Here is a 21,769-nt window from a genome sequence, read left to right on the forward strand (position 1 = left end):
AACCATAACCCCGGTAAGAAGAAATAAAGGGCCGTAGTCAGAAGATGCAGAACATTCGTGTTGTAATCGCCGAAGATGATCGCCAGATTGCTCAAATCCAGCAACGTTTTCTGGAACGTATTGATGGGGTTGAGCTGGTGGGGGTGGCCCACGGGCTGGACGAGGCACGGGATCTGGTGGAGGTGTTTCAACCCGAGCTGCTGCTGCTGGATATCCAGTTCCCGACCGGAACCGGGCTCGATCTGCTACGCGAGCTACGGGCCAACAACAGCGCCACCGATGTGATTCTGATCACCGCCGCCAAGGAGGTCGATACCCTGAAGGAAGCACTCCGAGGCGGGGTGTTCGACTACATCCTCAAGCCGTTGGTATTCGAGCGCCTGCAGGAGGCGCTGAATAACTACGCCGATCACCTGCAGAAGCTGCAGGCGATGGAATCGCTGATCCAGACCGAAGTGGATACCTTGCTTCCCCGTGCTGGCGGGACCAAGGCCGAGGCTGAGGTTGGGAACGAGCGATTGCCGAAAGGGATCGATCCGCTGACGCTGAATAAAGTTCGGGCCATATTCGAGGTTGATGGCGAAGCCGATGCCGAGGCGTTGAATGCCGAGCACGTCGGTGCCGCCATCGGCGCCAGCCGAACCACCGCCAGGCGTTACCTGGAGTTTCTGGTCAGCACCCGTGAGCTGTCCGCCGAGGTCAGTTACGGCACCGTCGGTCGCCCGGAGCGGCGCTATATCCGTTGTTAGCCAGGCTTGTGATCCAGCAACCTCAGGGCGGTCAGGGTAGCCACTAGCGAGATCAGCAGTAGTACCAGAACGCTGGGCAGATAGTGCAGACTGAGCCAGCTTCCCAGCAGCGTTCCCCTCAGCAGCGGAAGCAGAATCAACAGATGACAGGGGCAGCTCAGCAACCCCAGCGCTAGCCAGAGCCAACCGCAATGCTGCGGACTGGAGGTGGATACGAGTTGGTGGGTGGAGGGAGAAGAGATCATCGGCCTGACTCCAGGCGCTTGGGCCCGTAATCTGGCTCTCTGTCGCAACAGAAGGTACGGGCTTCGGGCTAATACTGAAGACTTGTTACGGCTCCAGCATAGCCCGAATCGATCTGAGATACCTTAGGCGGCGTTGTCTTTGGTATGGCTCTCGCCCAGTACTTCCGCCAGGCTGGCGCGGGACAGCTCGCCCTGCAGATCACCATCGGCATCCAGTACCGGTAGCGGGAAGTCGGTTTCCAGGGTTTCCGGAATCACCGACTCCAGCAGCGCATCGCTGGCGATGGCCGGGACTTCCTGCAAGGTGGCTTCGGAGATCGGACTGTCGCCATCAAGCCTAGCTTCGGATTCCAGCGTTTTCTGGCAGATCACCCCTTGATAGCCTTCGTCGGTGATGTAGTAACCGTAGTTGCCCGGCAGGCGTTTCATCTGGGTCAGCGCTTCGCCGATGGTATCGGCGGTGATGCGGCAGACCGGCGGCTTCATCACGGTTTCGACCGTCAGCGCCCGGGCTCGGTTGACGTCTTTGACGAAGGCTTCGACGTAGGCGTCGGCCGGATTCAGCAGGATATCCACCGGCTCACCCTGCTGGACCAGTTCACCATCCTTCAGGATCGCGATCCGATCGCCCAGTCGCAGGGCTTCGTCGAGGTCGTGGGTGATAAAGATGATGGTCTTATGCAGGCTCTGCTGCAGTTCGATCAATTGATCCTGCATCTCGCTGCGGATCAGCGGATCCAGTGCCGAGAAGGCCTCATCCATCAACAGGATCTCGGCATCGGTGCACAGCGCTCGTGCCAGGCCGACCCGCTGTTGCTGGCCGCCGGAGAGCTGCGAGGGATACTGGTCTTCGTAGCCGGCCAGACCGACGGTCTCCAGCCACTCTCGGGCCTTGTCGAGTCGCTCTTTCTTGTCGACCCCCTGCACCGCCAGTCCATAGCTGACATTGTCGACCACGGTACGGTGGGGCATCAGGCCGAAGCGCTGGAACACCATCGACATCTTGTGACGACGGAACTGCTCCAGTTCCCGGGCCGAGAACTTCATCACGTCGGTGCCTTCGACGATGATCTGGCCCTCGGTGGGGTCGATCAGGCGGTTGAAGTGGCGGATCAGGGTCGACTTGCCGGAGCCGGAGAGGCCCATGATGACGAAGATCTCACCCTTGTTGATGTTCAGGTTGATATCTTTCAAACCGACGGTGTGGCCGGTGTCTGCCAGGATCTGGTCCTTGGATTGGCCAGCCTTGACGGAATCCATGACCGTCTCGGGACGTTCGCCAAAGACCTTGTAAAGGCCGTCGATTTGGATCAGCGGCTGTTGTTCGGACTTAGGCATTGTCGATTCCCTGCATATGTTGCTGATTACGTTTGGCGTAGGCTTGGGAGACGCGGTCGAAAATAATCGCCAGCGCGACGATGGCCAAGCCGTTGAACAGGCCTAGGGTGAAGTACTGGTTGGTGATCGATTTCAGCACCGGCTGCCCCAGTCCCTTCACACCGATCATCGAGGCGATAACCACCATCGCCAGGGCCATCATGATGGTCTGGTTGATGCCGGCCATGATGGTCGGTGAGGCTAAGGGTAATTGTACCCCGAAAAGCCTCTGCATAGGGCTGGCGCCGTAGGCGGTGGCGGCTTCAAGTACTTCTTTGTCGACCAGCCGGATGCCCAGGTTAGTCAGGCGTATCACCGGCGGGATAGCGTAGATGACTACCGCGATCACACCCGGAATCTTACCGATCCCCAGCAGCATCACCACCGGGATCAGGTACACGAAGGCGGGCATCGTCTGCATGATATCGAGCATCGGGGTGACGATGGCCTGGGCCCGATCGGATCGGGCCATCAAGATGCCGATCGGTATCCCCAGCGCGATCGCCAGCAGGGTACAGACGGTGATGATGCTCAGGGTTCGCATGGTGTTGTCCCACATCCCGAAGTAGCCGATCGTCAGTAGGGACAGGATCACCGCCAGCGATAGCTTCCAGGAGCGGCTGGCAACGTACACCAGTACCGTAACGGCCATGATGACAAGCCACCAGGGGGTGTTGAGCAGCAGTTTTTCGAACCAGATCAGAAAAGTCAGTAGCGGGTCGAAGAAGGATTCGATCAGATCGCCGTAGCTGCGTGAAAATTCACGGTAGGCGGCGTCAAGGGATTTACGGATGGCGAGCAGATCGGCCCGCTCCATCTGTGGGAATTGGGTGAGCCAGGATGAATCTGCCATGGGTACCTCGGTCTTGCTTGATTTTGGCGGTTTACTCGGAAGTCAGGTAAAGGGAATGACCGGGCGGCAGCGCCGCCCGGTCGTAACGATTACAGGCGAGACAGGGCGGTTTTGACCTTGTCGGCAGCGTCAGGGCTAACCCAGGACAGCCATACCGGCTCGAAGGTGGTCAGGAAGTACTCCATCGCGATATCGCCGTCGGCTTGGTTCTCTTCCATCCAGGCCAGCAGCTCGTTCATCAGGTTGTTCTTGAACGCGCGGCGGGTTAGGTAAGTATAGGCCTCGGGGGCTTTGGTGGCGAAATCACTAGTGGTGACGGTATGCACCGGTGAGGGCGGCCACATGGTTGCCTTGGGATTCTCACATTCGGCATTGGAGGTGCAGTCCAGGTAGTGCTGCTCATCCACGCCGGTGCCGAAATCGACTTTGACCATCTTGTACTTACCCAGGATGGCGGTCGGGGCCCAGTAGTAGCCAAACCAGGGTTCCATCCGCTCGTAGGCACGGGCGATGGAGCCGGACAGGCCGGCAGCCGAACCCGGATCGATCAGGTCGAAACCGGCTTCGCCGAGTTTCAGGGCCTTGAAGTTGTTACCGCCGCTGATCTGGCAGTTCCAACCGGCCGGGCAGCCGACAAAGGCGGATTTATCCGGGTCTTCCGGGTGCTTGAACATCTTGGCGTTGGCGATCACACCTTCGATGGTGGCCAGGCTGGGGTCTTTATCGACCAGGTACTTGGGTACCCAGAAGCCCTCTTCACCACCGTCGGACAGGGATTTGCCGGCGATTTTGAGTCGTCCTTCGGCCACACCCTTGTCGAGCGCCGCCTTCATGGAGTTACTCCAGAGTTCCGGAGCGATATCCGGCTCGCCTTTTTCGATCATTGAGGTACCGGTGGGCATGGTGTCACCGGGAACCAGTTCGGCATCGCAGCCGTAACCGTGCTCGAGGATGAAGCGATCAATATTGGCGATCAAACTGGCGGAGCTCCAGTTCATATCGGCAATCGTGACCTTGCCACAATCCGCGGCATAAGTGTTTGCTGTTGCCATCGTCATCGCGATGGCGCTAATCGTAAGTGCCTTTTTAAGCATGGTGTTGGTCCGTTGTTGTAATTAATTTAGGTACCTCTTTATAACCATAACGTATCCAACAATGGATTTCTAAAGGCATTTTGGTTTTAAAATTCTGAACTTAGGTCTAGGGTCTGCTAACGCTACTGGAGTCGAGCCTGTTGCACCTGAAAAAGTTACTATCTAGGCGCGAGTCGTGTCGTTTGGTCATTCCAAATAAGCGCCGAGCAACAACGAGAGGAGCTTTCTCAGGTACAACCCGCAGGGCTGTGGCCATTTTCCCGCTCTGCTGCGTTATCAGTCGCTTATGTATGTTCAATACTACTCGCTCCTTCTGCCTAGCTGAGCGGGAAAGTGGTCTCAGCAGGCAGGATTCCAATAGTGTTAACAGACCCTAAGAGGTCGTTGGACCTGCGGGTAGATTGACGCCCCGCCAGACCACTTCCTGGCCCGGCTCCGGCCGCTCGGGTACCAGTCTGGCCAGCAGCAGAGAGCCGCCGGCCAGGGCCGCGCCGGTCAGGAATACCGCTGCCGGTGAAACCAGCCACAGCAGGCCGTAGATTGCCGGCAGCACCACTGCGGCGATATGGTTGATCGAGAAGGCGACGCCGGCGGTGGGGGCCATATCGCGCGGGTCGGCGATCTTCTGCAGATAGGTCTTCTGGGCGATCGCCATCGAGAACAGCAGATGGTCGAGGACGTACAGGACTACTGCGATCCAGGGGTTGGAGACCACCGCGTAGGCGGCGAACACGATCATCAGTCCGATATATTCCACCGTCAGCGCCTTGCGCTCACCCCAATGGCCGATCAGCTTGCCGATCTTGGGGGCGAAGATCATGTTCATGACGCCGTTGATCAGGAACAGCAGCGAGATCTGGGCGGCGCTGAAGCCGAACTTTTCCACCATCAGGAAGCCGGCGAACACCACGAAGATCTGCCGACGGGCACCGCCCATAAAGGTCAGCGCGTAGTAGAGCCAGTAGCGCTTACGCAGAATCAGTTTCTTATGTTGCTCCACGTGCTGGGGGAAATAGGGGAATAGTAGCCAGCAGGCCAGTGCGATCAGCAGCGTCACACCGCCGCCGAGCAGATAGACGGTTTCCATTTCGAAGCCGGCCATATCCAGACAGAGCCACACCATGCCGAAGGCCAGCAGTCCGGCGAAGGAGCGCACCGCCACCAGCTGCCCCAGCTTGTGGGCGGCGCTTTTCTTATCGAACCACTGCAGCGATAACGACTGGTTGATGGTTTCGTAGTAGTGGAAGCCGATCGACATCAGCACGGTGGTGCAGTACAGCCCGATCTCGGTCGGGAAGAAACCGGTCAGTGCGGTCCCCAGCCCCAGCAGCAGCAAGGACACCAATGCCAGGGTCTGTTCACGCATCAACACCAGCAGCAGCACGGCGCCAAACGCCAGAAAGCCCGGAATTTCCCGCAGCGATTGCAGGATACCGATTTCGACGCCGGTGAAGTTGGCCCGCTCGATAACGAAGTTATTCAGCAGGGCCTGCCAGATACCGAATGAGATCGACATGGCGGCGGTCATCAGAAACAACAGATTTTCGGGGCGCTGCCAGCTTTTCATTCTAATCTCCCGGGACGATTGGTGGATAAATGATCAGACCTGCTAAGTCGAAGTCGGTCGGTGGTTGAGTAAAGTCACTGTAAATCGATAGCAATTTGGCGTATACCGACAGTCATGCCAAAAAATATCGAGAAACAGACAGGCTCGCTGGAATCAACTGAACTCCCCCCTTTCCCCCCGCACTGGACCACCGTCGATGGTGAGTCGGTCAAGGAGCGAATCGAGGATGTGCCGCGACGGCTGGTGGTGCGAAAGGTGGATCGGGAAGCGGGATTCGTGACCCCGTTCCATAGCCACGGTTGGGGGCAGTTGCTCTGGATCGTCGAGGGGCTGGTGCAGGTCTCGGCGCGGGATATCGGCCACTGGGTGGTGCCGCCGCAACGGGCGGTGTGGATTCCACCCTTTATCGAGCACGATGCCCGGGCGATCCAGAGTGTCAAAATGCGCAACATCTACATCGCGCCGCAGGCGGCCGGGCGTCTGCCTGAGCAGTGTCAGGTGGTCAGTGTGTCACCCCTGATGCGCGAGTTGATGGTAACGATGGCGGAGTTTGATCGCCTCTACGACGAAGAGGGAGCCGAGGGGCGGCTGGTCAGCGTGTTTCTGGACCAGTTCGAGCTGTTGCCTGAAGCGGCGCTGCACCTACCCGAACCCACCAGTGCGCCGCTGCGTACCCTCGCCGAACAGCTGCGCCAGGATCCGGCCAACAAACAGCCGTTGGCCAGCTGGGGTCGGCAACTGGGGATGAGCGAGCGTACCCTGGCGCGCCGGTTTCAGCAGGAGACCGGTATGAGTTTCGGTCAATGGCGTCAGCAGGCCCGACTGCTCGAAGCCCTGAGCCGGATTGCCCAGGGCCAGCCGGTGGCGTTGATCGCCCAGGACCTGGGCTATGACAGTCAGAGCGCCTTTATTGCGATGTTCCGCAAGGCGTTGGGACGTACGCCGGGGCGTTATTTCTAGCCTGGATTTAAACTGCTTTATTCAGCAGTGCAGCTTATCAGCGGTTTCTTGACTCTAACTGGCAGCCCAGAGGTCGATTCGGTGGCTATTTGGGGGAGCTGTCATATGCTTAATTTAACGTTGTAGATCACAACAATGATGTCCTGACTGAGTCTGCGATGTCCGATCGATATGACGACGGAGAATCTCGCCCCCGTGGCTGTGAATCAGCTGGTTAACCCGGGGTAACTCTCGGTCTGATGCATCCGAGTAGCTCGGTGTTCAGCTGCCGCTGATCCGCATGAGCTGATGAGAAGAGCGATGGGACAACAAGTACAAAGACGACTGGCTGCGGTTATAGCCGCAGATGTGGTCGGTTATACCCGTCTGATGCGTCTTGATGAAGAGGGCACCATCAAGACCTGGTGGTCGTATCGTCAGACGATTATTGATCCCATCATTGATGAATTCTCCGGCCGTATCGTGAAGTTGACCGGCGACGGCTTTCTGGCCGAATTTGCTTCGGCCACCAACGCGGTGCTGGCGGCCTACAACATCCAGAAACGTGTTGAGCTGCGCATTGCCGAGGTGCCGGAACCACAGCGGATGCTGTTCCGCATCGGGGTCAATCTCGGGGATATATTCTGGGACGAGGAGGATATCTATGGTGACGACGTCAACATCGCGGCACGCCTGGAAGGTATCGCCGATCCCGGCTCCGTCTTGATCTCCCAATCGGTGTTCGATCAGGTCAAACGAACGGCGCAGCTGACATTCGAAAACACCGGAGAACAGTCGTTAAAAAACCTATCTGAGCCGGTTCAAACCTACCGTGTAGTTGGCGAGCTGAGCCATCACAGCTTCGTCTCCGGAGACCCGGATCAACTGGTGCATCAAAAGCCCAGGCAACGTATCCCCAACTCGCTGGTTGTGCTGCCTTTCAGCGTCTTGGGCGATGACCCCGAACAGCAGTATTTTGCCGAGGGGTTTACCGATGACTTGATCACCGAACTCGCTCGTTTTGGAGGATTATTTCTTACCACGCGCAATGCAAGTTTGGCGCTGCAGGATAAACAGCTCGACTTATGCGCGCTGGGCAAGCAGTTGGGGGTGGCCTACTGTCTTGAGGGAAGCATCAGGCGGTTAGGCGAGCGCGTGCGTATCACCACCCGGCTGATCAACAGCGTGACCGGTGATCAGGTCTGGGCCGAAAAATACGACTCGGTCTTCGACAAGCTGTTTGAGGTTCAGGATGAGCTGGCGAAATCGATCGTCTCGACGGTGGTGGGGCGTATCGAGCATGAAACCATGGTGGCGGCCAGAAAAAAGAAGCCGGCCGATATGTTTGCCTACGAGTGCTTCCTTCGCGGTCTGGAATACCATCGACTCGGAGGGGTCACCCGGGAAGCGGCAGAAAAGGCGCTGTACTGGTTCAACATGGCGATAGAAAAAGATCCGGAGTACAGCCGTGCCCATGCCTGGAAAGCCTGTGCGCTTGATGGTTTGGCCGCCTGGACACAGGCGGATTACTACGAAGAGGAGTTGGGCTCGGTTACTCGGGCGCTGGATCTGGATGAGAACGATGCCGAAACCCATCGAATCATGGGATCGATCTGTCTGAGCAACCAAGAGTTCGACAAAACCGAATATCACTTCCAGCGCGCGCTGGCGCTCAATCCCAACAGCGCCTGGATTCTCGGCCGTATCGGCGAGCTCTACAATTTTCTGGGGGAGGCGGAGAAGGCGCTGGAATACCACAAGCGCGCCATCGCCCTCGACCCGTTGCTGCCGACCTACTGTCGCGAGATCGAAGCCACCGCACACTATATCCTGGGTAACTACCGCGAAACGGTCAAAGTGGTATCCCAATTATTGCATAAATCCCGGCGCGCCTGTCTCTATCAGGTGGCGGCACTGACCCACCTGTCCGATCCCGCCGCGTTGGCGAAAGCCGTCGAAGAGCTGCTGGCGATTACCGCTGACTTTCCTGTCCAGACCCTGCTGCAGATGGAGTCTTATCGTGATCAGGAGATTCCTCGCCAGCTGAGCGACGACCTGACCAAGGCCGGCGTTCTCAATCCCTAAGCCTGGTGCCGTTAAGCCTCAGACGGATTGCCGGGTAGCAAAAGCTCAAGCGGTCTTATGGGGTCGGGCGATGATCGCATAGGGATCGCCCCGACCCTGTACCGCATCGATCTCATCATCGCTGAGCAACTGTTCCAGCGCTGTGCCGGTCAGTTCGCTGATCGCCGCCAGGCAGTGGGCCCAGGTGCAGCGGTTGGCGTACAGCATCGCTTCCACATCCAGGGTTCCGCCGCGGTTGAGGTAGCCGAGTGCACGGCAGTGTTGCGGTCCCAGATCGAGCGGACGCAGCACCCCCAGCAACGCTTCGGGTCGCATATGGCCCAGCAGCAGGCGTTGTTGGGTGGTGGCTGGGAACAGCGCTTGGTGCACAGCCTCGGGACTGAGACTGTCGGCCTCCCAACGATCGCGGGGCTGGCGGAATCGGCCCGGCTCAAGCAGGTAGATCAGCGCGTGGTCGATTTTCTCACGCTGCAGCCGGGCCGAAGCTTTTTTCAGCTCCACCAGTTGGTAGCTGCCCACGGCGATCAGCTGCAACGGACTATCCTCGGTACCCTGCAGCCGGATGGCTCCGTCTTTAACCAGGCTTTCAGCCTGCTCGGCGCTGAGATGCTGAGGCACCGCCGACTTGGGTTGAACCAGCGACCAGATCTGGCCGTGGCTTTGGTAGAGCGCCCGGGTGGCGGCCATGGCGCTGTTCCAGTCGGCAGGAAACAGTACCCTCGAACGATCCGACATCTCCGACATCAGCGCTTCGCACAGGGTCGGGTCCTGATGGGACTGTTCGTTCTTGCCGTTCTCCCATAGGTGCGAGGTCTGTACGATCGGCACCGATAGCCAGCCCGGAGGCTGGTCGGCTTCGACCTGGTGGCGGGCGAAGATCAGGCTCTGACGGATGGCGCCGAGCATCTTGACCGCGAAAGCTTCGTAGGAGACCACCATGTTGAGGCCTTGGCGGTTGGCCAGCGCAGCGCTCACCACCGCTTCCTCATTCAATGCGGTGATCACCTTGCCGTCGATCGATTCGGCCATTCCCTCTTCGGGGTCGGTGACCCGGTGCTTGAGCAGATCCAGGGTCTGGTTCATTCGATTGCTGCGCAGTTCATCCGGGTTGCCGACCCGGGGACGTAGTTGCGGGTTGGCCTGGACGATGCCGACAAAGGTCTCGTCGGTGGCGTCCATCGGCGAGCGTAGCGGTTGCAGGTCGGAACTCCAGTTGGGTGGCGGTAGCTGCGCCTGGACCGGGGTGCTGACATCACCCAGCTCGCGCTCGTGGGGGCGGCGTTTCTGCACGTGGTTGCACAGCTGTTGGCAGGCCTCGGCCAAGGCCGGATCCGGAACCCACAGGCGTCGCGCGCCCTCGTTGAAGCGCCGCAGCGCTTCGGCGTCGGTGCGCGGGTTCTGCCCCAAGGGGGTGCCGTGGGCCAGGTTGCTGCCCTGGCCCGGAAAACCGAAGCCCTTGGGCGCCTCGGCGATGGCGTAGGGCAAGGGTACCGGGTACTGCTCCCAGCCCTGCTGCACCGCCTGCCCGGCCGCTTCCAGCCGTTGCTCCATCTCGAAGATCACCCAGGCGAAGTCGGCCGGGTCGGTACCGTCGATGATGATTGGATCGAAACTGTTCTGGATCAGGTGCTCCCGCAGCCAGTCGGTGCCGCCCTGCTGGCTGGTGGTGGTGCGCTGGTCGATACGGCGGCCGTTGGCGATCATGATCGGTGACACCAGACCGCTGTCCTCGGCGCGCCACCAGCGTGGGGCCCAGTCGCTGCCGCGTTGTTCCTCGAAGGCGCCGTCGCTGAGAAAGGCGACCAGCCGTTCACCGGGTAGCGGCTGGTGAATGTAGTGCAGACCGGCAAACCCCAGATAACCGCCCTCCAGGCTGGCACCGGCGGTGTTGACGTTGACGTGGCTGCCCAGCGGCGAGGCCGGACGCCCGTCGGCACTGACATGGTAGGCATAAAAGTCCCGTACAAACCGGGTCAGGCCTGCATCGTCGAGCGGGTAGTTGTCGTGATGGATCGGCAGACTGTTGCCCACCAGCAGGTTGGTGGCGTCGACGGCGGCGACACAGTGACCCTGCCCCATCAGCCAGTGCCGGCTGACGCCGCTCAGCGCGTTGATCAACAGGTAGCCGACATAGCCGGGCACCATGTTCAGCGAGCCGCCGGTGTGGCCCTGAGGGTCGCGTTTGAAGTCGGCATGGGTCAGATCACGGCCGTCCCGGTAGACGTTCTCGGCGTAGGTCATATGCACCACCAGCCACATCGCTGCCGAGGCCAGGCGGTCGGCGGCCTGTAGCTGTCGATAGGCGACACTCTTGTCGGTGATTGCGCCCTGGTGGTGGAGCCGGTCGACCAGTTCGTAGACCCTGACCTGGGTTTGAGGGCGGTGGCGGATGACGCCGTAACCGGCGGCCCAGTCGGCGAAAATAAGATCCCGCTCGCGATACAGCGCGGCGCGCTGTTCGATTTCGTGCTGGTGGTAGCGATGGATCTTCAACTGCTCCTTGCTCATTGCTAACTCCTTGTTGAGACGGGGATATTGAGTCAATGGCGATCCCTTAAACGTAGTCCCAAAAGCGCCCTTTGGAAACCAAATTCATGGGTCCTGATCAGGCTTGCTATTTACTTTGGTCGGTGGGCTTGGCTAAGGCAAAGATAAATATCCGGACTAAACTGACCGTTATAACGATAAGCCAGCGGCTAAGGGGTCGAATGCAATGATGATGAAGCTGGAGCAGAGCAGCTCCGATCGTCTCGGTTTTCTGGTCAGCGGCAAGCTGACCGACAACGATTACAAGAATTTTCTGATTCCGCAGGTGCGCCAGGCGCTGCTGCATCACGACCGGATCCGGCTGCTGTTTTTACTCGAAGGCTTTCGTGGCTGGGAGTTGCAGGCGGCCTGGGATGATCTGATCTTCGGACTGGAGATCAATCATCGGGTCGAGCGGCTGGCGGTGCTGGGCTCGCAGGAGTGGGAGCGCTGGATGGCGCAACTGGCCAAGCCCTTCACCTATGGTGAGATTCAGTTTTACCAGCTCAACCAGCTTGAGCAGGCGTGGCAGTGGATAGATCAGCAGCCCGCCGTAGTCGGTAACGCAGGCTGAAGGCCAGCGCCGCCGTCAGCGCCAAAATCAACAGCGATCCCAATACCACCCCATTCCATCCCTGGGCCTGCCAGAACCGGTCCAGGTAGAAGCCCCCGCTGGCGGCTCCCAGGTAATAGCAGACCAGATAGAGCGACGAGGCGCTGGCCCGGGCATGCTCGGCGTTGCGGTTGACCCAGGCGCTGCAGACCGAGTGGCAGATAAAGAAGCCAAAGCTACTGACCAGCAACCCCAGCACGATGGTTGGTAGAGCCTGGTATAGCGTCAGTAGGGAGCCGAGCATCATGATCAGCACCCCGGCCAGCATGCAGTCCGGTTGGCCAAAGCGCTGGCTCAATTTGCCCGATACCGCCGAGCCCAGCGAGCCGCTCAGGTAGGTTAGAAACAGCATTCCCAGCCAGCTGGGAGCCAGCTCGAACGGCGCATCACTGAGTACATAGGTGATGTAGCTGTACTGGTTGGAGAAGATAAAGAAATTCAGACCCCCGATCAGGTAGGCGGTCACCAGCAGCGGATTGCGCAGGTGGCCGGCCAGATCGGTCGCCATGGTTTTCGGCCTGAGCGGGCGGGGTTGGAAGTGCTGCGACGGCGGTAGCAGCCAGGCCACCAGCGCCACGCCCAGCAGGCTGAGAACGCCAAGCAGATAGAAGGCGCTGTACCAGTCTAGCCAATCGGTGACAAAGCCACCCACCAAGCGACCGCTGATGCCGCCCAGCGAATTGGCACTGATATAGAGCCCCACCGCCAGCAGCAGCGCCGGGCGCTCGAACTCATCCCCCATGTAGGCGATCGCGATCGCCGGTAACCCGCCCAACAGCAGTCCCTGCAGCATCCGTAGCGCCAGCAGCGAGTCGTAACTTTGTGTCAGCGGGAGCAGCAGGCTCAGGACGCTGGATCCGAATAGGGTCAGCAGCATGATCCGGCGCCGCCCCAGTGCATCCGACAGCGGCCCGTAGACCAGCAGCGACAGGCCCAGGGTCAGCATCGGCAGGGCCAGCGACCAGGTGGCCTGTAGATCGGTCAGCTCGAACTGGGTCCGCAGCAGCGGAAACAGCGGCTGGGTGATGTAGAGGTTGGCGAACACGATAAAGGAGCCCAGGCACAGGGCTAGGGTAGCGCGGGTAAAGGCGGTGGTGCCGGTTTGGATCATGCTGGGCTTCATCGAGTCAGTGGGATAGCGGAGCTCCACTGTAGGTCAATCCAGTGAATATCAAAAATATATAATCTCTATAGAATTTATAGCGAGTTGGTATAGTGTCTGCATTAGCAGAGTTGGTTGAGAGCGAGCGATGGACCTACGCAAACTACGCATCTTTGTCGAAGTGGCCCGCCACGGCAGCTTCAGCGGCGCCGCCCGGGCGTTGCCACTGGCCCAACCGGCCGTCAGCGTGGCGGTGCAGAAGCTGGAGCAGGAGCTGGACCTGCTGCTGTTTCACCGTCACGACCGCCGTATCAGCCTGACCTCCGAGGGGAAGGTACTGCTGCAGCATGCGCAGCGGATGCTGGAGGACCTGCGCCAGGCCCAACTGGAGATGGATGAGCTCAAGGGGCTGCGCAAGGGCGAGGTTCGGATCGGCATTCCGAGCATGCTCGGTACCTACTATTTTCCCGAGCTGCTGATGGCGTTCAAGCAGCGTTATCCACAGCTCAAGCTATCGGTGGAGGAAGCCGGTGCCCGGGATATCCAGCAGATGATCGATGCCGGCGAGCTGGATATGGGGATTATCGTACGGGAGCAGTTACCGGAGTCGCTGGAAGCTGAGCTGTTCCTGCGCGAGCAGATGGTGGTCTGCCTGCCGCCGGAGCACCCCTTAGCGGCCCAACCGAGCGTCAGTTTCGAGCAATTTTTCGCCGAGCCGCTGGTGCTGTTCAAGCCAGGTTATTTTCATCGCGCCTTTATCGATCGGTTGGCCCAGCAGACCGAGCTGCCGATGCAGATCGAGTTTGAAACCAACTTGATTCCGCTGATTCGTAAGATCGTCCGCAAGGGGTTCGGGGTCACCACCTTCCTGGCGATGGTGGCCGAGGGGGATTCGGAACTGGCGGCACGGCCGTTCAGTGAGCCGGTCTGGCTGGACCTCTGTATCGCCTGGAAACGGGGCGCCTATCTGTCCCATGCCGACCGCAGTTTCGTCGAGTTTTTGCTCGAGCACAGCCGGGTCTGAGCCGATCAATTCGCTGTATTAATTAATTTCAATACTTGATTGAAAACTTTCAACGCCATTCATGCTGCGACAGCGCTGCATTGATCAATCTTTATGCTATGATTGCCGCCCATTTTTGAAGCAGCCCGCGGATTCCGGAGTGAGCCTGGAGTGTACCGCCGGCAGGAAAGTTTGAGGTCGTTGTTGCCATGAGCAAGATTACATCCCTGGACAAGAGCAAGATTAAGTTTCTGCTGCTTGAGGGCGTTCACCAATCCGCCGTCGATACCCTGAAGGCGTCCGGCTACAGCAACATCGATTACCTGACCACCGCGCTGCCGGAAGACGAGCTGATCGAGCGGATCAAAGACGCTCACTTTGTCGGTATCCGTTCCCGGACTCAGCTCAACGAGCGGGTGTTCGAAGCGGCGTCCAAGCTGATGGCGGTGGGTTGTTTCTGTATCGGTACCAACCAGGTTGATCTGAACGCGGCGATCGCCAAGGGTGTGACCGTGTTCAACGCGCCCTACTCCAACACTCGCTCGGTGGCGGAACTGGTGATTGCCGAAGCGATCATCCTGATGCGTGGCGTGGCCGAGAAGAATGCCAAGGCCCACCGTGGGGTCTGGAACAAGTCGGCTTCCAACTCCTATGAAGTTCGTGGCAAGAAGCTGGGCATCATCGGCTACGGTTCGATCGGTTCTCAGCTGAGCGTGATGGCCGAATCCCTGGGTATGGAAGTGATCTTCTACGATACCGTCACCAAGCTGCCGCTGGGTAACGCCAACCAGGTAGGCTCGCTGAAAGAGCTGCTGAACCAGGCCGACATCGTCAGCCTGCACGTGCCGGAAAGCCCGTCGACCAAGAACATGATCGGTCCGCAACAGCTGGAGCAGATGAAGCCGGGCTCGATCCTGATCAACGCTGCCCGCGGTACCGTGATCGAGATCGATGCGCTGTGCGAAACCCTCAAGACCGGCAAGCTGCTGGGTGCGGCGATCGACGTGTTCCCGGTTGAGCCCAAGTCTAACAGCGAAGAGTTCGTCTCGCCGCTGCGTGAGTTCGACAATGTGATCCTGACCCCGCACGTCGGTGGCTCCACCATGGAAGCGCAGGAGAACATCGGTTTTGAAGTGGCCGAGAAACTGGTCAAGTACTCCGATAACGGCTCCACCATCACCTCGGTCAACTTCCCCGAGGTGGCCCTGCCGGCGCATCCGGACAAGCACCGCCTGTTGCACATCCACGAGAACGTGCCGGGCGTGATGACCGCGATCAACCATGTGTTCTCCGATAACAATATCAACATCTCCGGTCAGTACCTGCAGACCAACGATAAGGTCGGTTACGTGGTGATGGATATCGATGCCGAGCACTCCGATCTGGCGGTCAAACAGCTCAAGCAGGTGCCGGGCACCATCCGCTGCCGGGTACTGTTCTAAGCCGGATTGCTAAACGGCGACAAACCCTCCAAGCCCTGCTGTATAGCGGGGCTTTTTGGTATAGGCTTAGTAACTAAGCTGTTTCTGTATTAGTTCGCTTTAAAGCGCAACTGAAGGGATGGTCTAGATCTCGGCAATGCCGTTGGACGGCATGGGGAGATGGGTTGACGGTCGGACGGAACAAACCGACCGGATGTAGTCTGAAGGGATGGCCATGCCTTTATCGATACTGCACCAACGCCTTTCGAACTGGATCCTGGTGGCGATTGCTCTACTGCTGGCCGCCCTCTCCCTGCTATGGCTGATTATCACCACCGCCTCTGAACGCCAGGATCAGGCTGCCGCCGAGCAATACCGGCAGCAGGTCGACTCGGCCTTGAACTACGAGATCAAGGGCTTAGGCACCCATGCGATGGATGCCGCCTGGTGGGATGAAGCGATCCGGAACCTGGTGCAACAGCCTGACCCGGACTGGGGCCAGAGTAATATCGGCGCCTATCTGGATGAGGAGTTCGGGATTCCGATCTCGATGGCGATCGATCAGCACGACCGCCTGCTGCAGGGGTTTGTCGATTCGGAACCGATGCAGCATTTTGAGCCCTTTGCCGACAGCCGTTCACTGGCGATATTGATTCAGCAGGCACGGGCTAGTTCACTTCAGGACCCGGAAGGGTTCGGCGGTTTGATCGAAGTGGCCGGACAGCTCTACGTTGCCGGGGTGGCCCCTTTTACCACCGAAGAGGTCGCCGACGATGATGTCCGCAGTGGCGAACTGTTCAGTGTGCTGGTGTTTTTAAAGCGCTTTGACGCCGACTATGTCGACGGCTTCTCTGAGCGCTTTTCGCTGCAACTGACCGGTATCAGACCTTATGCCGGTAACAACAGTCTGCCGATGACCACCTTAACGGGTAATAATCTCGGCCACCTGCATTTCTCCCCGCCGACACCGGGCCTGCACCTGATCGATTCGATCCTGCAGCCGGTATTGCTGTTCAGTGCGGTGCTGGGGGCGATGTTCCTGCTCAATGCCTACTTCAGTTTCCGTACCGCCCGACTCAGCCAATTGTTGGAAATAGAACACAAACAGTTACGGCAGACCCGTTTCGAACTGAAGATCAATCAGGAGATTATCGGTTCGATCAAGGAAGGGGTGGTCGTGGTCGATGAGCAGTATCTGATCACCTATACCAATCCCGCCTTCAGCCGAATCACCGGTTTCTCTGACGCAGAAGTGATCGGTAAACGTGCGCTGATGGACCCGAGGATCGACGTCAGTAAATCGCTATATCAGCAGATGCAGCAGGCGATTGACGAGCAGGGTAACTGGGAACATGAGATTAACGCGCAGCGCAAAGATGGGACGAACTATACCCTGAGCATGTCGGTCAGCCCGTTGATCGATCAGGGGCAGTGCAGCAGCGAGCTGGTGGGAATCTTCACCGATGTGACCGAGCGCAAGCAGCAGGAGCGACTGCTGGAGAAGCTGGCCAATCAGGATACCCTGACCGAACTGTTGAATCGGCGTAGTTTCAAGCAGCGGGTGGAGCAGAAGATTGAGCGGGCGGGGCGTCACCCCGATACCCGATTGGCGTTGCTGTTTATCGACCTGGACCTGTTTAAGGAGGTCAACGATTCCTACGGGCACGAGATTGGCGATCAACTGCTGATCGAGATTGCCGTGAGAATCCGGCGCTGCCTGCGCGCCTATGACACGGTTGGCCGCATCGGCCTTGAGGAAGCGACAGCGCAAGTGAGCGGCGCCCTGGTCGGGCGGGTCGGCGGTGATGAATTTACCATCGCGATTGACGAGCTTGCCGGCCAGCAAGATCTGGAGCGGGTGATCCAGCGCCTGCTCGAGCAGATTGAACAGCCCTTAACCCTTGCGGGCCAACAGGTGGCGGTGACCGCCAGCATCGGGGTGGCTATCTACCCGGAAGACGGAGGCAGTTATGCCGACCTGATCCGCCATGCCGATAAAGCGATGTATCGTTCCAAGCAGGGCGGGCGCAACCGCTCCTGCTATTACTCCGACCCGGTCTGAGTCACTGCGCCAACAAACCACTGCTGATCCCGTCTAGACTGAGTTTATAGACTGCTTTCTAAGGAACCTGCGAATAAGCGGTTTCTGCAAGTGCGAGACGCTGGCAAGGACTTCTTGGCAGGCTCCTTAACAAGGAGGCGCCTGTGAACGTTATCCGCCCGATCGAGCGGGATGACCTGAGCGCGTTGCTGCGGATTGCAGAGCTCAGCGGGCCGGGCTTCACCTCGTTACCGCTGCATCCGGAACTGCTGGAGCAGCGAATCAACCAATCCATTGCGTCGCTGCAACAGGCGTCAGGGCGATTCGACGGCGATCACTACCTGTTTGTGCTCGAGCACGGTGAAACCGGCGAGGTGATCGGTACCACCGCCATCGCCTCCCGGGTTGGAATGCAGGACCCCTGGTATCACTACCGGATCGGAACTGTGGTTCATGCCTCGCGGGAGATGGGAATCCACAACCGCTTCAATACCCTCTATCTGTGCAATGACTACACCGGTCACTCGGAGGTCTGCAGCCTGTTTCTGGACCCCGCCTACCGCCGTGATCGCAATGGCACCTTGCTATCGAAATGCCGGTTTCTGTTTATGGCGCAGTTTCCGGAGCGGTTTGCCGAGCGCGTTATCGCCGAGATGCGCGGAGTTTCCAACGACGCCGGAGACAGTCCGTTCTGGGAAGGTCTGGGGCGGCACTTCTTCAGCATGGAGTTCTCCGAGGCGGATTACCTGACCGGATTGGGAAATAAGTCGTTTATCGCCGAGTTGATGCCCAAGCACTCGATCTACATTCATCTGCTGCCCGAGAGCGCGCAGCAGGTGATCGGTGAAGTTCATCGCAATACCCGCCCGGCCCGCAAAATGTTGGAGGATGAGGGTTTTCACTTCGAAGGCTACGTCGACATCTTCGATGCCGGACCGACCCTGATCTGTCGGCTCAATGATATTCGCAGCGTCAGTTACAGCGAGCAGCAACGCCTGGCCAAGGTGGTGAAAAAACTCCCCCCGGGACAGGCTTGTTTGCTGGCCAACACCCGGTTGCAGGGTTACCGCTGTATTTTGACCGAGTTGCCCTATTTCCCCGAAGGAAAGCTGCAACTTAGCCGGATCCAGGCCGACGCGCTGCAGGTTGAGCCGGGCGATGGGTTGCGGCTGGTGCCGTTGGCGCTGACCCGTAAACGAGCCGCCGCCGAGCCGGACTCTGATGGCTCTGCAAGCGGCTAGCTGGTGGCTCAATGGCGGTTGGATGGGTGTTTTTACTGGCAAAGCCTCGGATTCAACGCTAACTTCAGGGGCTCGATTTAATGGACAAAAAGGCGATGGATGGCGGTGTTTGAACTGCAGATATTGGGCGTTGGTGGGGGGATCTCCCACATCTACCAGAGCGAGTGCTCCAGCAGCCTGCTGTTGCTTCGCCATCAACAGCCCTGGGCGCTGATCGATCTGGGACTGGGGGTGGTCGATGCGCTGCATCGGCAGGGATGGAGCCTGCCTGAGCGGGTGCTGATCAGTCATAACCATACCGACCACGCCGGTGAGTTGCCGGTGGTTTTGCGGGTTGAACAGGCGGCCGGACGACGGCTGCAGGTCCTGGCCGAGACTGGCGTCTGCCAGCGGTTGATCGAGCATCGAATGGCCGAGCATGCACAGTTGATTGATCCCCATGAGCTGGCCGAATGGCGGTCCGCCGAGGCCGGTGAGCGCGTCGATTTGGGGGCTGGTCTGACACTGGAGTGGCTACCGACCCGGCACAGCGAGCGTTGCTTCGGATTTTTGCTTTATCTGGAGGGCGCTCCGTTACTGGGTTACAGCGCCGACAGCGGTGAGCTGACCTCGCTTTATCAGCGGTTGTGTGAGGCGCCGACGGTGATCTTTGATGCCCGTGAAACAGGGAGCGACTGGCATGCGGGATTCGATCAGATTCAGCCCTGGTTGGCAGCGGGACGGTATTTGATCAGCCATGGTATTCCGGCAGAGCAGCAACCGGACTACCGATACCGGGGACGGCGGCTACCGTTGTTGCAGCCTGGCCAGCGATTGGTTCTCGGTACGGCAACGCGCGGCGAGCCTGAGGGCGAGCATAGGGAGGTGAATCGATGAAGATTGCTGAGACCGTCGAGCAGACCATTGACTGCATCTATTGGTTATCCCCTTATCGCTGGGTCGATCACCACCTGAAAGGGCGTGAGTCGGAGCACCGGCCGGGAACTCCGGAACAACAGCGCTGGCGTCAGCGCCGGTTGCGGCTCTCCGAGCGCTATATCTGCTACTGGCTTGTGGCGGCGGTGTTGCTGTATCTGTTGCACCCGTATTTGGTGCCGTTGGGACTCTGGTTGATGGTGCCGCTGCTGCTGCGGGTATTTGGCATTCTCAACAAAGAGTTGGGCGTGGCGCTGTTCAATCGCTGCAAAATCACCGATGGCCCGCGGGTGGCAGCGACGGGTCGAACGATCGTGCTGGCGTTGATCAACTACCTTACCGCACTGTTTTTGCTGGCGGCCTGTTATGGCTTGCAAGGCGCTGCCGCCTTTCAGGATACGCCGGTCTATGCGGTCAACGGGGTCGAGCTTTGGCCGCTGATCCAGGCGGCCAAATTGCACTTTACCCTCGGCGAAGCCTTTACCCCGGTCAGTGCGGCCGGTTGGTTGTTAACGCTGTTCCATAGCGGCTTCTGCTTTCTGTTCGGTACCCTGGTGATCTCGTTGTTCGTGTCCCTGTTGAACGTGAGCTCGGAGAACGCCTGATCGAAGCCGGTCCCTAGCGGCGCGGCGGCAGTTGATCATACTCGGGTAACTCGGCAGCACTGCGGTACCACTCGGCGCGGGAGTTGCAGAAGATATTCTGCGAAGGCCGGATATCCGGTACCTGGTCCAGCGTGCCGGCGGGAATCACCACCACCTTGCCGCCTTTGGCGATCCAGGGCATCGAGGAGCCGCAGGTTTTACAGAAGCTGGTGGCAAAGTAGCGGCTGTTGTCCGGTTCAAAGCGTCCCAGCGTCTCGGTGCTGCTGAGCCATTGAAAATGCTCCGGCTGGACAAACAGATTGGCCGCGTGCGCACTGCCGGTGAATTTACGGCAGCGCGAGCAGTGGCAGTACTGAAAAATGTCCAGATGACCACTGGCTTGATAGCGCAGCGCACCGCATAAACAGCTGCCTTCGATCGGTTTATTCATCGCCGCTGTACCTCGTGGCTGGATGTTATTGTGGCATCAAGGGCTTGAGCACCTGTTGCAAGCGTTCGTTATCCATGTGTTGCTGCAGCCCGGCCATCCCCTGTTTGACCTCCGGATTGGCAAACAGCTCCTGGGCCGCGACCTGTCCCAGTACCCGAAAGCTGGCTTGCAGTGCCAGCGGGCCTTCGTATTTCACCGCGTTCTGCAGCTGTGGCAGACAGCGCTCGGTGGTCAGCTGCATAAACAGTCCGGCCACTTCCTGGTTGGCCTGATCCCGTTGATCGGCATTGATCGAGGCCATCGATTGGACCGAGGGGTGGAGCGCCATGGCACTGAACATCCAGCGTACCAGAGTCAATTTATCCTGATGGGTGGAGGATTCGACCAAACAGCGGGACAGGTCGTCGGTGTAGATCTGGGCCTGGGCCGTGAGCGGGGCCGAGCAGAGCAGGGTTAGGGCGATCGGGCGTAGCAGTTTCATCACAGCATCCTTTTCTGAGTTGAACCTCAAGCTTATACCGAATCGGTCGGAGGGGGTTATCCAGCTCGCCCCCAATTCGTCTTATCCGGCGCGACTACCATTGGGAACCGGTGTCTCCGGCGTGGCCAGACAGGGGGTCAGCTTATCGGCATAACCGATATCAAACAGCATGCCCTGAGACAGTTCCCCGGCCATCTTGCGCTCGGGCAGGTTGACCACAAACAGGGCCTGCTTGCCTTCGATCTCTCTGGGGTTGTCCCGCTCCTGTTTGATACCGGCCAGGATCGAGCGTTGATGATCGCCGAAGTCGACGGTCAGTTTCATCAGTTTGTCGGACTTGGCGACCTCGCTGACCTCCAGAATAGTACCGACGCGGATATCAAGCTTGTCGAAATCTTCGAAACTGATCGGGTCTTTGATCGGGGCGGGTTCCATGGTGGGCTCCTTTGATTCTTGCTCTGAAGGTTGAGCGCTGAGCAATA

20 protein-coding genes are annotated in these 21,769 nt (G+C 59.0%); 10 read left to right on the forward strand and 10 right to left on the reverse strand.

What is annotated here, in order from left to right; all coding sequences use genetic code 11:
- Positions 1–44: 44 nt before the first annotated feature.
- Positions 45–749, forward strand: coding sequence for a response regulator (locus ACO05M_RS03610; protein WP_421867883.1), 705 nt, complete (start codon positions 45–47; stop codon positions 747–749).
- On the opposite strand, the gene ACO05M_RS03615 is transcribed toward ACO05M_RS03610, so the two are convergent.
- From ACO05M_RS03615 to ACO05M_RS03635, 5 genes are all read right to left on the reverse strand, one after another.
- A complete protein-coding gene (locus ACO05M_RS03615) occupies positions 746–994 on the reverse strand; it encodes a mercury resistance protein (protein WP_421867886.1) in 249 nt (82 codons plus the stop codon). The genes ACO05M_RS03610 and ACO05M_RS03615 overlap by 4 nt on opposite strands.
- A 123-nt stretch (positions 995–1,117) precedes the next feature.
- On the reverse strand, positions 1,118–2,332 hold the full coding sequence (locus ACO05M_RS03620) for a quaternary amine ABC transporter ATP-binding protein (protein ID WP_421867889.1): 1,215 nt from the start codon (positions 2,330–2,332) through the stop codon (positions 1,118–1,120).
- Positions 2,325–3,224 carry an ABC transporter permease gene (locus tag ACO05M_RS03625; RefSeq protein WP_114696389.1) on the reverse strand — a complete coding sequence of 300 codons (900 nt, stop codon included), beginning with the start codon at positions 3,222–3,224 and terminating at the stop codon, positions 2,325–2,327. Before ACO05M_RS03625 ends, ACO05M_RS03620 begins: the two co-directional genes overlap by 8 nt.
- Positions 3,225–3,313: 89 nt before the next feature.
- Entirely contained in the window at positions 3,314–4,318 is a 1,005-nt protein-coding gene (locus tag ACO05M_RS03630) for an ABC transporter substrate-binding protein (protein WP_421867892.1), read from the reverse strand.
- 373 nt (positions 4,319–4,691) lie between these two features.
- Positions 4,692–5,885 (reverse strand): MFS transporter, encoded by a 1,194-nt coding sequence (locus tag ACO05M_RS03635; RefSeq protein WP_421867894.1) that lies wholly within the window; start codon positions 5,883–5,885, stop codon positions 4,692–4,694.
- Between the two features lie 114 nt (positions 5,886–5,999).
- On the opposite strand from ACO05M_RS03635, the gene ACO05M_RS03640 reads away from it, so the two are divergent.
- Positions 6,000–6,845, forward strand: a complete 846-nt coding sequence (locus ACO05M_RS03640; protein WP_421867897.1) for an AraC family transcriptional regulator — start codon at positions 6,000–6,002, stop codon at positions 6,843–6,845.
- 300 nt (positions 6,846–7,145) lie between these two features.
- A complete protein-coding gene (locus ACO05M_RS03645) occupies positions 7,146–8,909 on the forward strand; it encodes an adenylate/guanylate cyclase domain-containing protein (protein ID WP_421867899.1) in 1,764 nt (587 codons plus the stop codon).
- 45 nt (positions 8,910–8,954) lie between these two features.
- Here ACO05M_RS03645 and ACO05M_RS03650 read toward each other — a convergent pair whose 3' ends face one another.
- Positions 8,955–11,417 carry a xylulose 5-phosphate 3-epimerase gene (locus tag ACO05M_RS03650; RefSeq protein WP_421867902.1) on the reverse strand — a complete coding sequence of 821 codons (2,463 nt, stop codon included), beginning with the start codon at positions 11,415–11,417 and terminating at the stop codon, positions 8,955–8,957.
- Between the two features lie 205 nt (positions 11,418–11,622).
- On the opposite strand from ACO05M_RS03650, the gene ACO05M_RS03655 reads away from it, so the two are divergent.
- Positions 11,623–12,009: an STAS/SEC14 domain-containing protein gene (locus ACO05M_RS03655; protein WP_114696383.1), complete on the forward strand. Its 387-nt coding sequence runs from the start codon at positions 11,623–11,625 to the stop codon at positions 12,007–12,009.
- Here the strand turns inward: ACO05M_RS03655 and ACO05M_RS03660 are convergent.
- Positions 11,942–13,159: an MFS transporter gene (locus ACO05M_RS03660; protein ID WP_421867905.1), complete on the reverse strand. Its 1,218-nt coding sequence runs from the start codon at positions 13,157–13,159 to the stop codon at positions 11,942–11,944. The genes ACO05M_RS03655 and ACO05M_RS03660 overlap by 68 nt on opposite strands.
- Before the next feature lie 139 nt (positions 13,160–13,298).
- Between ACO05M_RS03660 and ACO05M_RS03665 the strand changes: the two genes are divergently transcribed.
- The 6 genes from ACO05M_RS03665 to ACO05M_RS03690 all read left to right on the forward strand — a co-directional run bounded on the left by ACO05M_RS03665 (position 13,299) and on the right by ACO05M_RS03690 (position 20,376).
- The gene (locus ACO05M_RS03665; protein WP_421867908.1) at positions 13,299–14,174 is read left to right on the forward strand and encodes a LysR family transcriptional regulator; all 876 of its coding nucleotides are present in this window, start codon (positions 13,299–13,301) and stop codon (positions 14,172–14,174) included.
- Positions 14,175–14,362: 188 nt separating this feature from the next.
- The gene (gene serA, locus ACO05M_RS03670; protein WP_421867911.1) at positions 14,363–15,595 is read left to right on the forward strand and encodes a phosphoglycerate dehydrogenase; all 1,233 of its coding nucleotides are present in this window, start codon (positions 14,363–14,365) and stop codon (positions 15,593–15,595) included.
- Positions 15,596–15,809: 214 nt separating this feature from the next.
- Positions 15,810–17,636 carry a diguanylate cyclase domain-containing protein gene (locus ACO05M_RS03675; protein WP_421867913.1) on the forward strand — a complete coding sequence of 609 codons (1,827 nt, stop codon included), beginning with the start codon at positions 15,810–15,812 and terminating at the stop codon, positions 17,634–17,636.
- Between the two features lie 143 nt (positions 17,637–17,779).
- On the forward strand, positions 17,780–18,856 hold the full coding sequence (gene astA, locus ACO05M_RS03680) for an arginine N-succinyltransferase (protein WP_421867916.1): 1,077 nt from the start codon (positions 17,780–17,782) through the stop codon (positions 18,854–18,856).
- Between the two features lie 99 nt (positions 18,857–18,955).
- Positions 18,956–19,732: an MBL fold metallo-hydrolase gene (locus ACO05M_RS03685; protein ID WP_421867919.1), complete on the forward strand. Its 777-nt coding sequence runs from the start codon at positions 18,956–18,958 to the stop codon at positions 19,730–19,732.
- A complete protein-coding gene (locus tag ACO05M_RS03690) occupies positions 19,729–20,376 on the forward strand; it encodes a hypothetical protein (protein ID WP_421867922.1) in 648 nt (215 codons plus the stop codon). The genes ACO05M_RS03685 and ACO05M_RS03690 overlap by 4 nt, the downstream gene beginning before the upstream one ends.
- Before the next feature lie 13 nt (positions 20,377–20,389).
- Here ACO05M_RS03690 and ACO05M_RS03695 read toward each other — a convergent pair whose 3' ends face one another.
- The 3 genes from ACO05M_RS03695 to ACO05M_RS03705 form a co-directional block, all read right to left on the reverse strand.
- Entirely contained in the window at positions 20,390–20,806 is a 417-nt protein-coding gene (locus tag ACO05M_RS03695; RefSeq protein ID WP_421867925.1) for a GFA family protein, read from the reverse strand.
- A gap of 25 nt (positions 20,807–20,831) precedes the next feature.
- Positions 20,832–21,287, reverse strand: coding sequence for a hypothetical protein (locus ACO05M_RS03700; RefSeq protein WP_421867928.1), 456 nt, complete (start codon positions 21,285–21,287; stop codon positions 20,832–20,834).
- 81 nt (positions 21,288–21,368) lie between these two features.
- The gene (locus tag ACO05M_RS03705; protein ID WP_421867931.1) at positions 21,369–21,722 is read right to left on the reverse strand and encodes a hypothetical protein; all 354 of its coding nucleotides are present in this window, start codon (positions 21,720–21,722) and stop codon (positions 21,369–21,371) included.
- Positions 21,723–21,769 lie beyond the last annotated feature (47 nt).

The organism is Motiliproteus sp. (genome assembly GCF_965230735.1).
In the GTDB taxonomy this organism is placed as follows: domain Bacteria; phylum Pseudomonadota; class Gammaproteobacteria; order Pseudomonadales; family Balneatricaceae; genus Motiliproteus.

What these genes read in the sequence shown, in the direction of transcription:
- ACO05M_RS03610 (WP_421867883.1), top strand. Translation starts at nt 45, where the DNA reads ATGCAGAACATTCGTGTTGTAATCGCCGAAGATGATCGCCAGATTGCT.
- ACO05M_RS03615 (WP_421867886.1), bottom strand. Translation starts at nt 994, where the DNA reads ATGATCTCTTCTCCCTCCACCCACCAACTCGTATCCACCTCCAGTCCG.
- ACO05M_RS03620 (WP_421867889.1), bottom strand. Translation starts at nt 2,332, where the DNA reads ATGCCTAAGTCCGAACAACAGCCGCTGATCCAAATCGACGGCCTTTAC.
- ACO05M_RS03625 (WP_114696389.1), bottom strand. Translation starts at nt 3,224, where the DNA reads ATGGCAGATTCATCCTGGCTCACCCAATTCCCACAGATGGAGCGGGCC.
- ACO05M_RS03630 (WP_421867892.1), bottom strand. Translation starts at nt 4,318, where the DNA reads ATGCTTAAAAAGGCACTTACGATTAGCGCCATCGCGATGACGATGGCA.
- ACO05M_RS03635 (WP_421867894.1), bottom strand. Translation starts at nt 5,885, where the DNA reads ATGAAAAGCTGGCAGCGCCCCGAAAATCTGTTGTTTCTGATGACCGCC.
- ACO05M_RS03640 (WP_421867897.1), top strand. Translation starts at nt 6,000, where the DNA reads ATGCCAAAAAATATCGAGAAACAGACAGGCTCGCTGGAATCAACTGAA.
- ACO05M_RS03645 (WP_421867899.1), top strand. Translation starts at nt 7,146, where the DNA reads ATGGGACAACAAGTACAAAGACGACTGGCTGCGGTTATAGCCGCAGAT.
- ACO05M_RS03650 (WP_421867902.1), bottom strand. Translation starts at nt 11,417, where the DNA reads ATGAGCAAGGAGCAGTTGAAGATCCATCGCTACCACCAGCACGAAATC.
- ACO05M_RS03655 (WP_114696383.1), top strand. Translation starts at nt 11,623, where the DNA reads ATGATGATGAAGCTGGAGCAGAGCAGCTCCGATCGTCTCGGTTTTCTG.
- ACO05M_RS03660 (WP_421867905.1), bottom strand. Translation starts at nt 13,159, where the DNA reads ATGATCCAAACCGGCACCACCGCCTTTACCCGCGCTACCCTAGCCCTG.
- ACO05M_RS03665 (WP_421867908.1), top strand. Translation starts at nt 13,299, where the DNA reads ATGGACCTACGCAAACTACGCATCTTTGTCGAAGTGGCCCGCCACGGC.
- serA (WP_421867911.1), top strand. Translation starts at nt 14,363, where the DNA reads ATGAGCAAGATTACATCCCTGGACAAGAGCAAGATTAAGTTTCTGCTG.
- ACO05M_RS03675 (WP_421867913.1), top strand. Translation starts at nt 15,810, where the DNA reads ATGCCTTTATCGATACTGCACCAACGCCTTTCGAACTGGATCCTGGTG.
- ACO05M_RS03685 (WP_421867919.1), top strand. Translation starts at nt 18,956, where the DNA reads ATGGCGGTGTTTGAACTGCAGATATTGGGCGTTGGTGGGGGGATCTCC.
- ACO05M_RS03690 (WP_421867922.1), top strand. Translation starts at nt 19,729, where the DNA reads ATGAAGATTGCTGAGACCGTCGAGCAGACCATTGACTGCATCTATTGG.
- ACO05M_RS03695 (WP_421867925.1), bottom strand. Translation starts at nt 20,806, where the DNA reads ATGAATAAACCGATCGAAGGCAGCTGTTTATGCGGTGCGCTGCGCTAT.
- ACO05M_RS03700 (WP_421867928.1), bottom strand. Translation starts at nt 21,287, where the DNA reads ATGAAACTGCTACGCCCGATCGCCCTAACCCTGCTCTGCTCGGCCCCG.
- ACO05M_RS03705 (WP_421867931.1), bottom strand. Translation starts at nt 21,722, where the DNA reads ATGGAACCCGCCCCGATCAAAGACCCGATCAGTTTCGAAGATTTCGAC.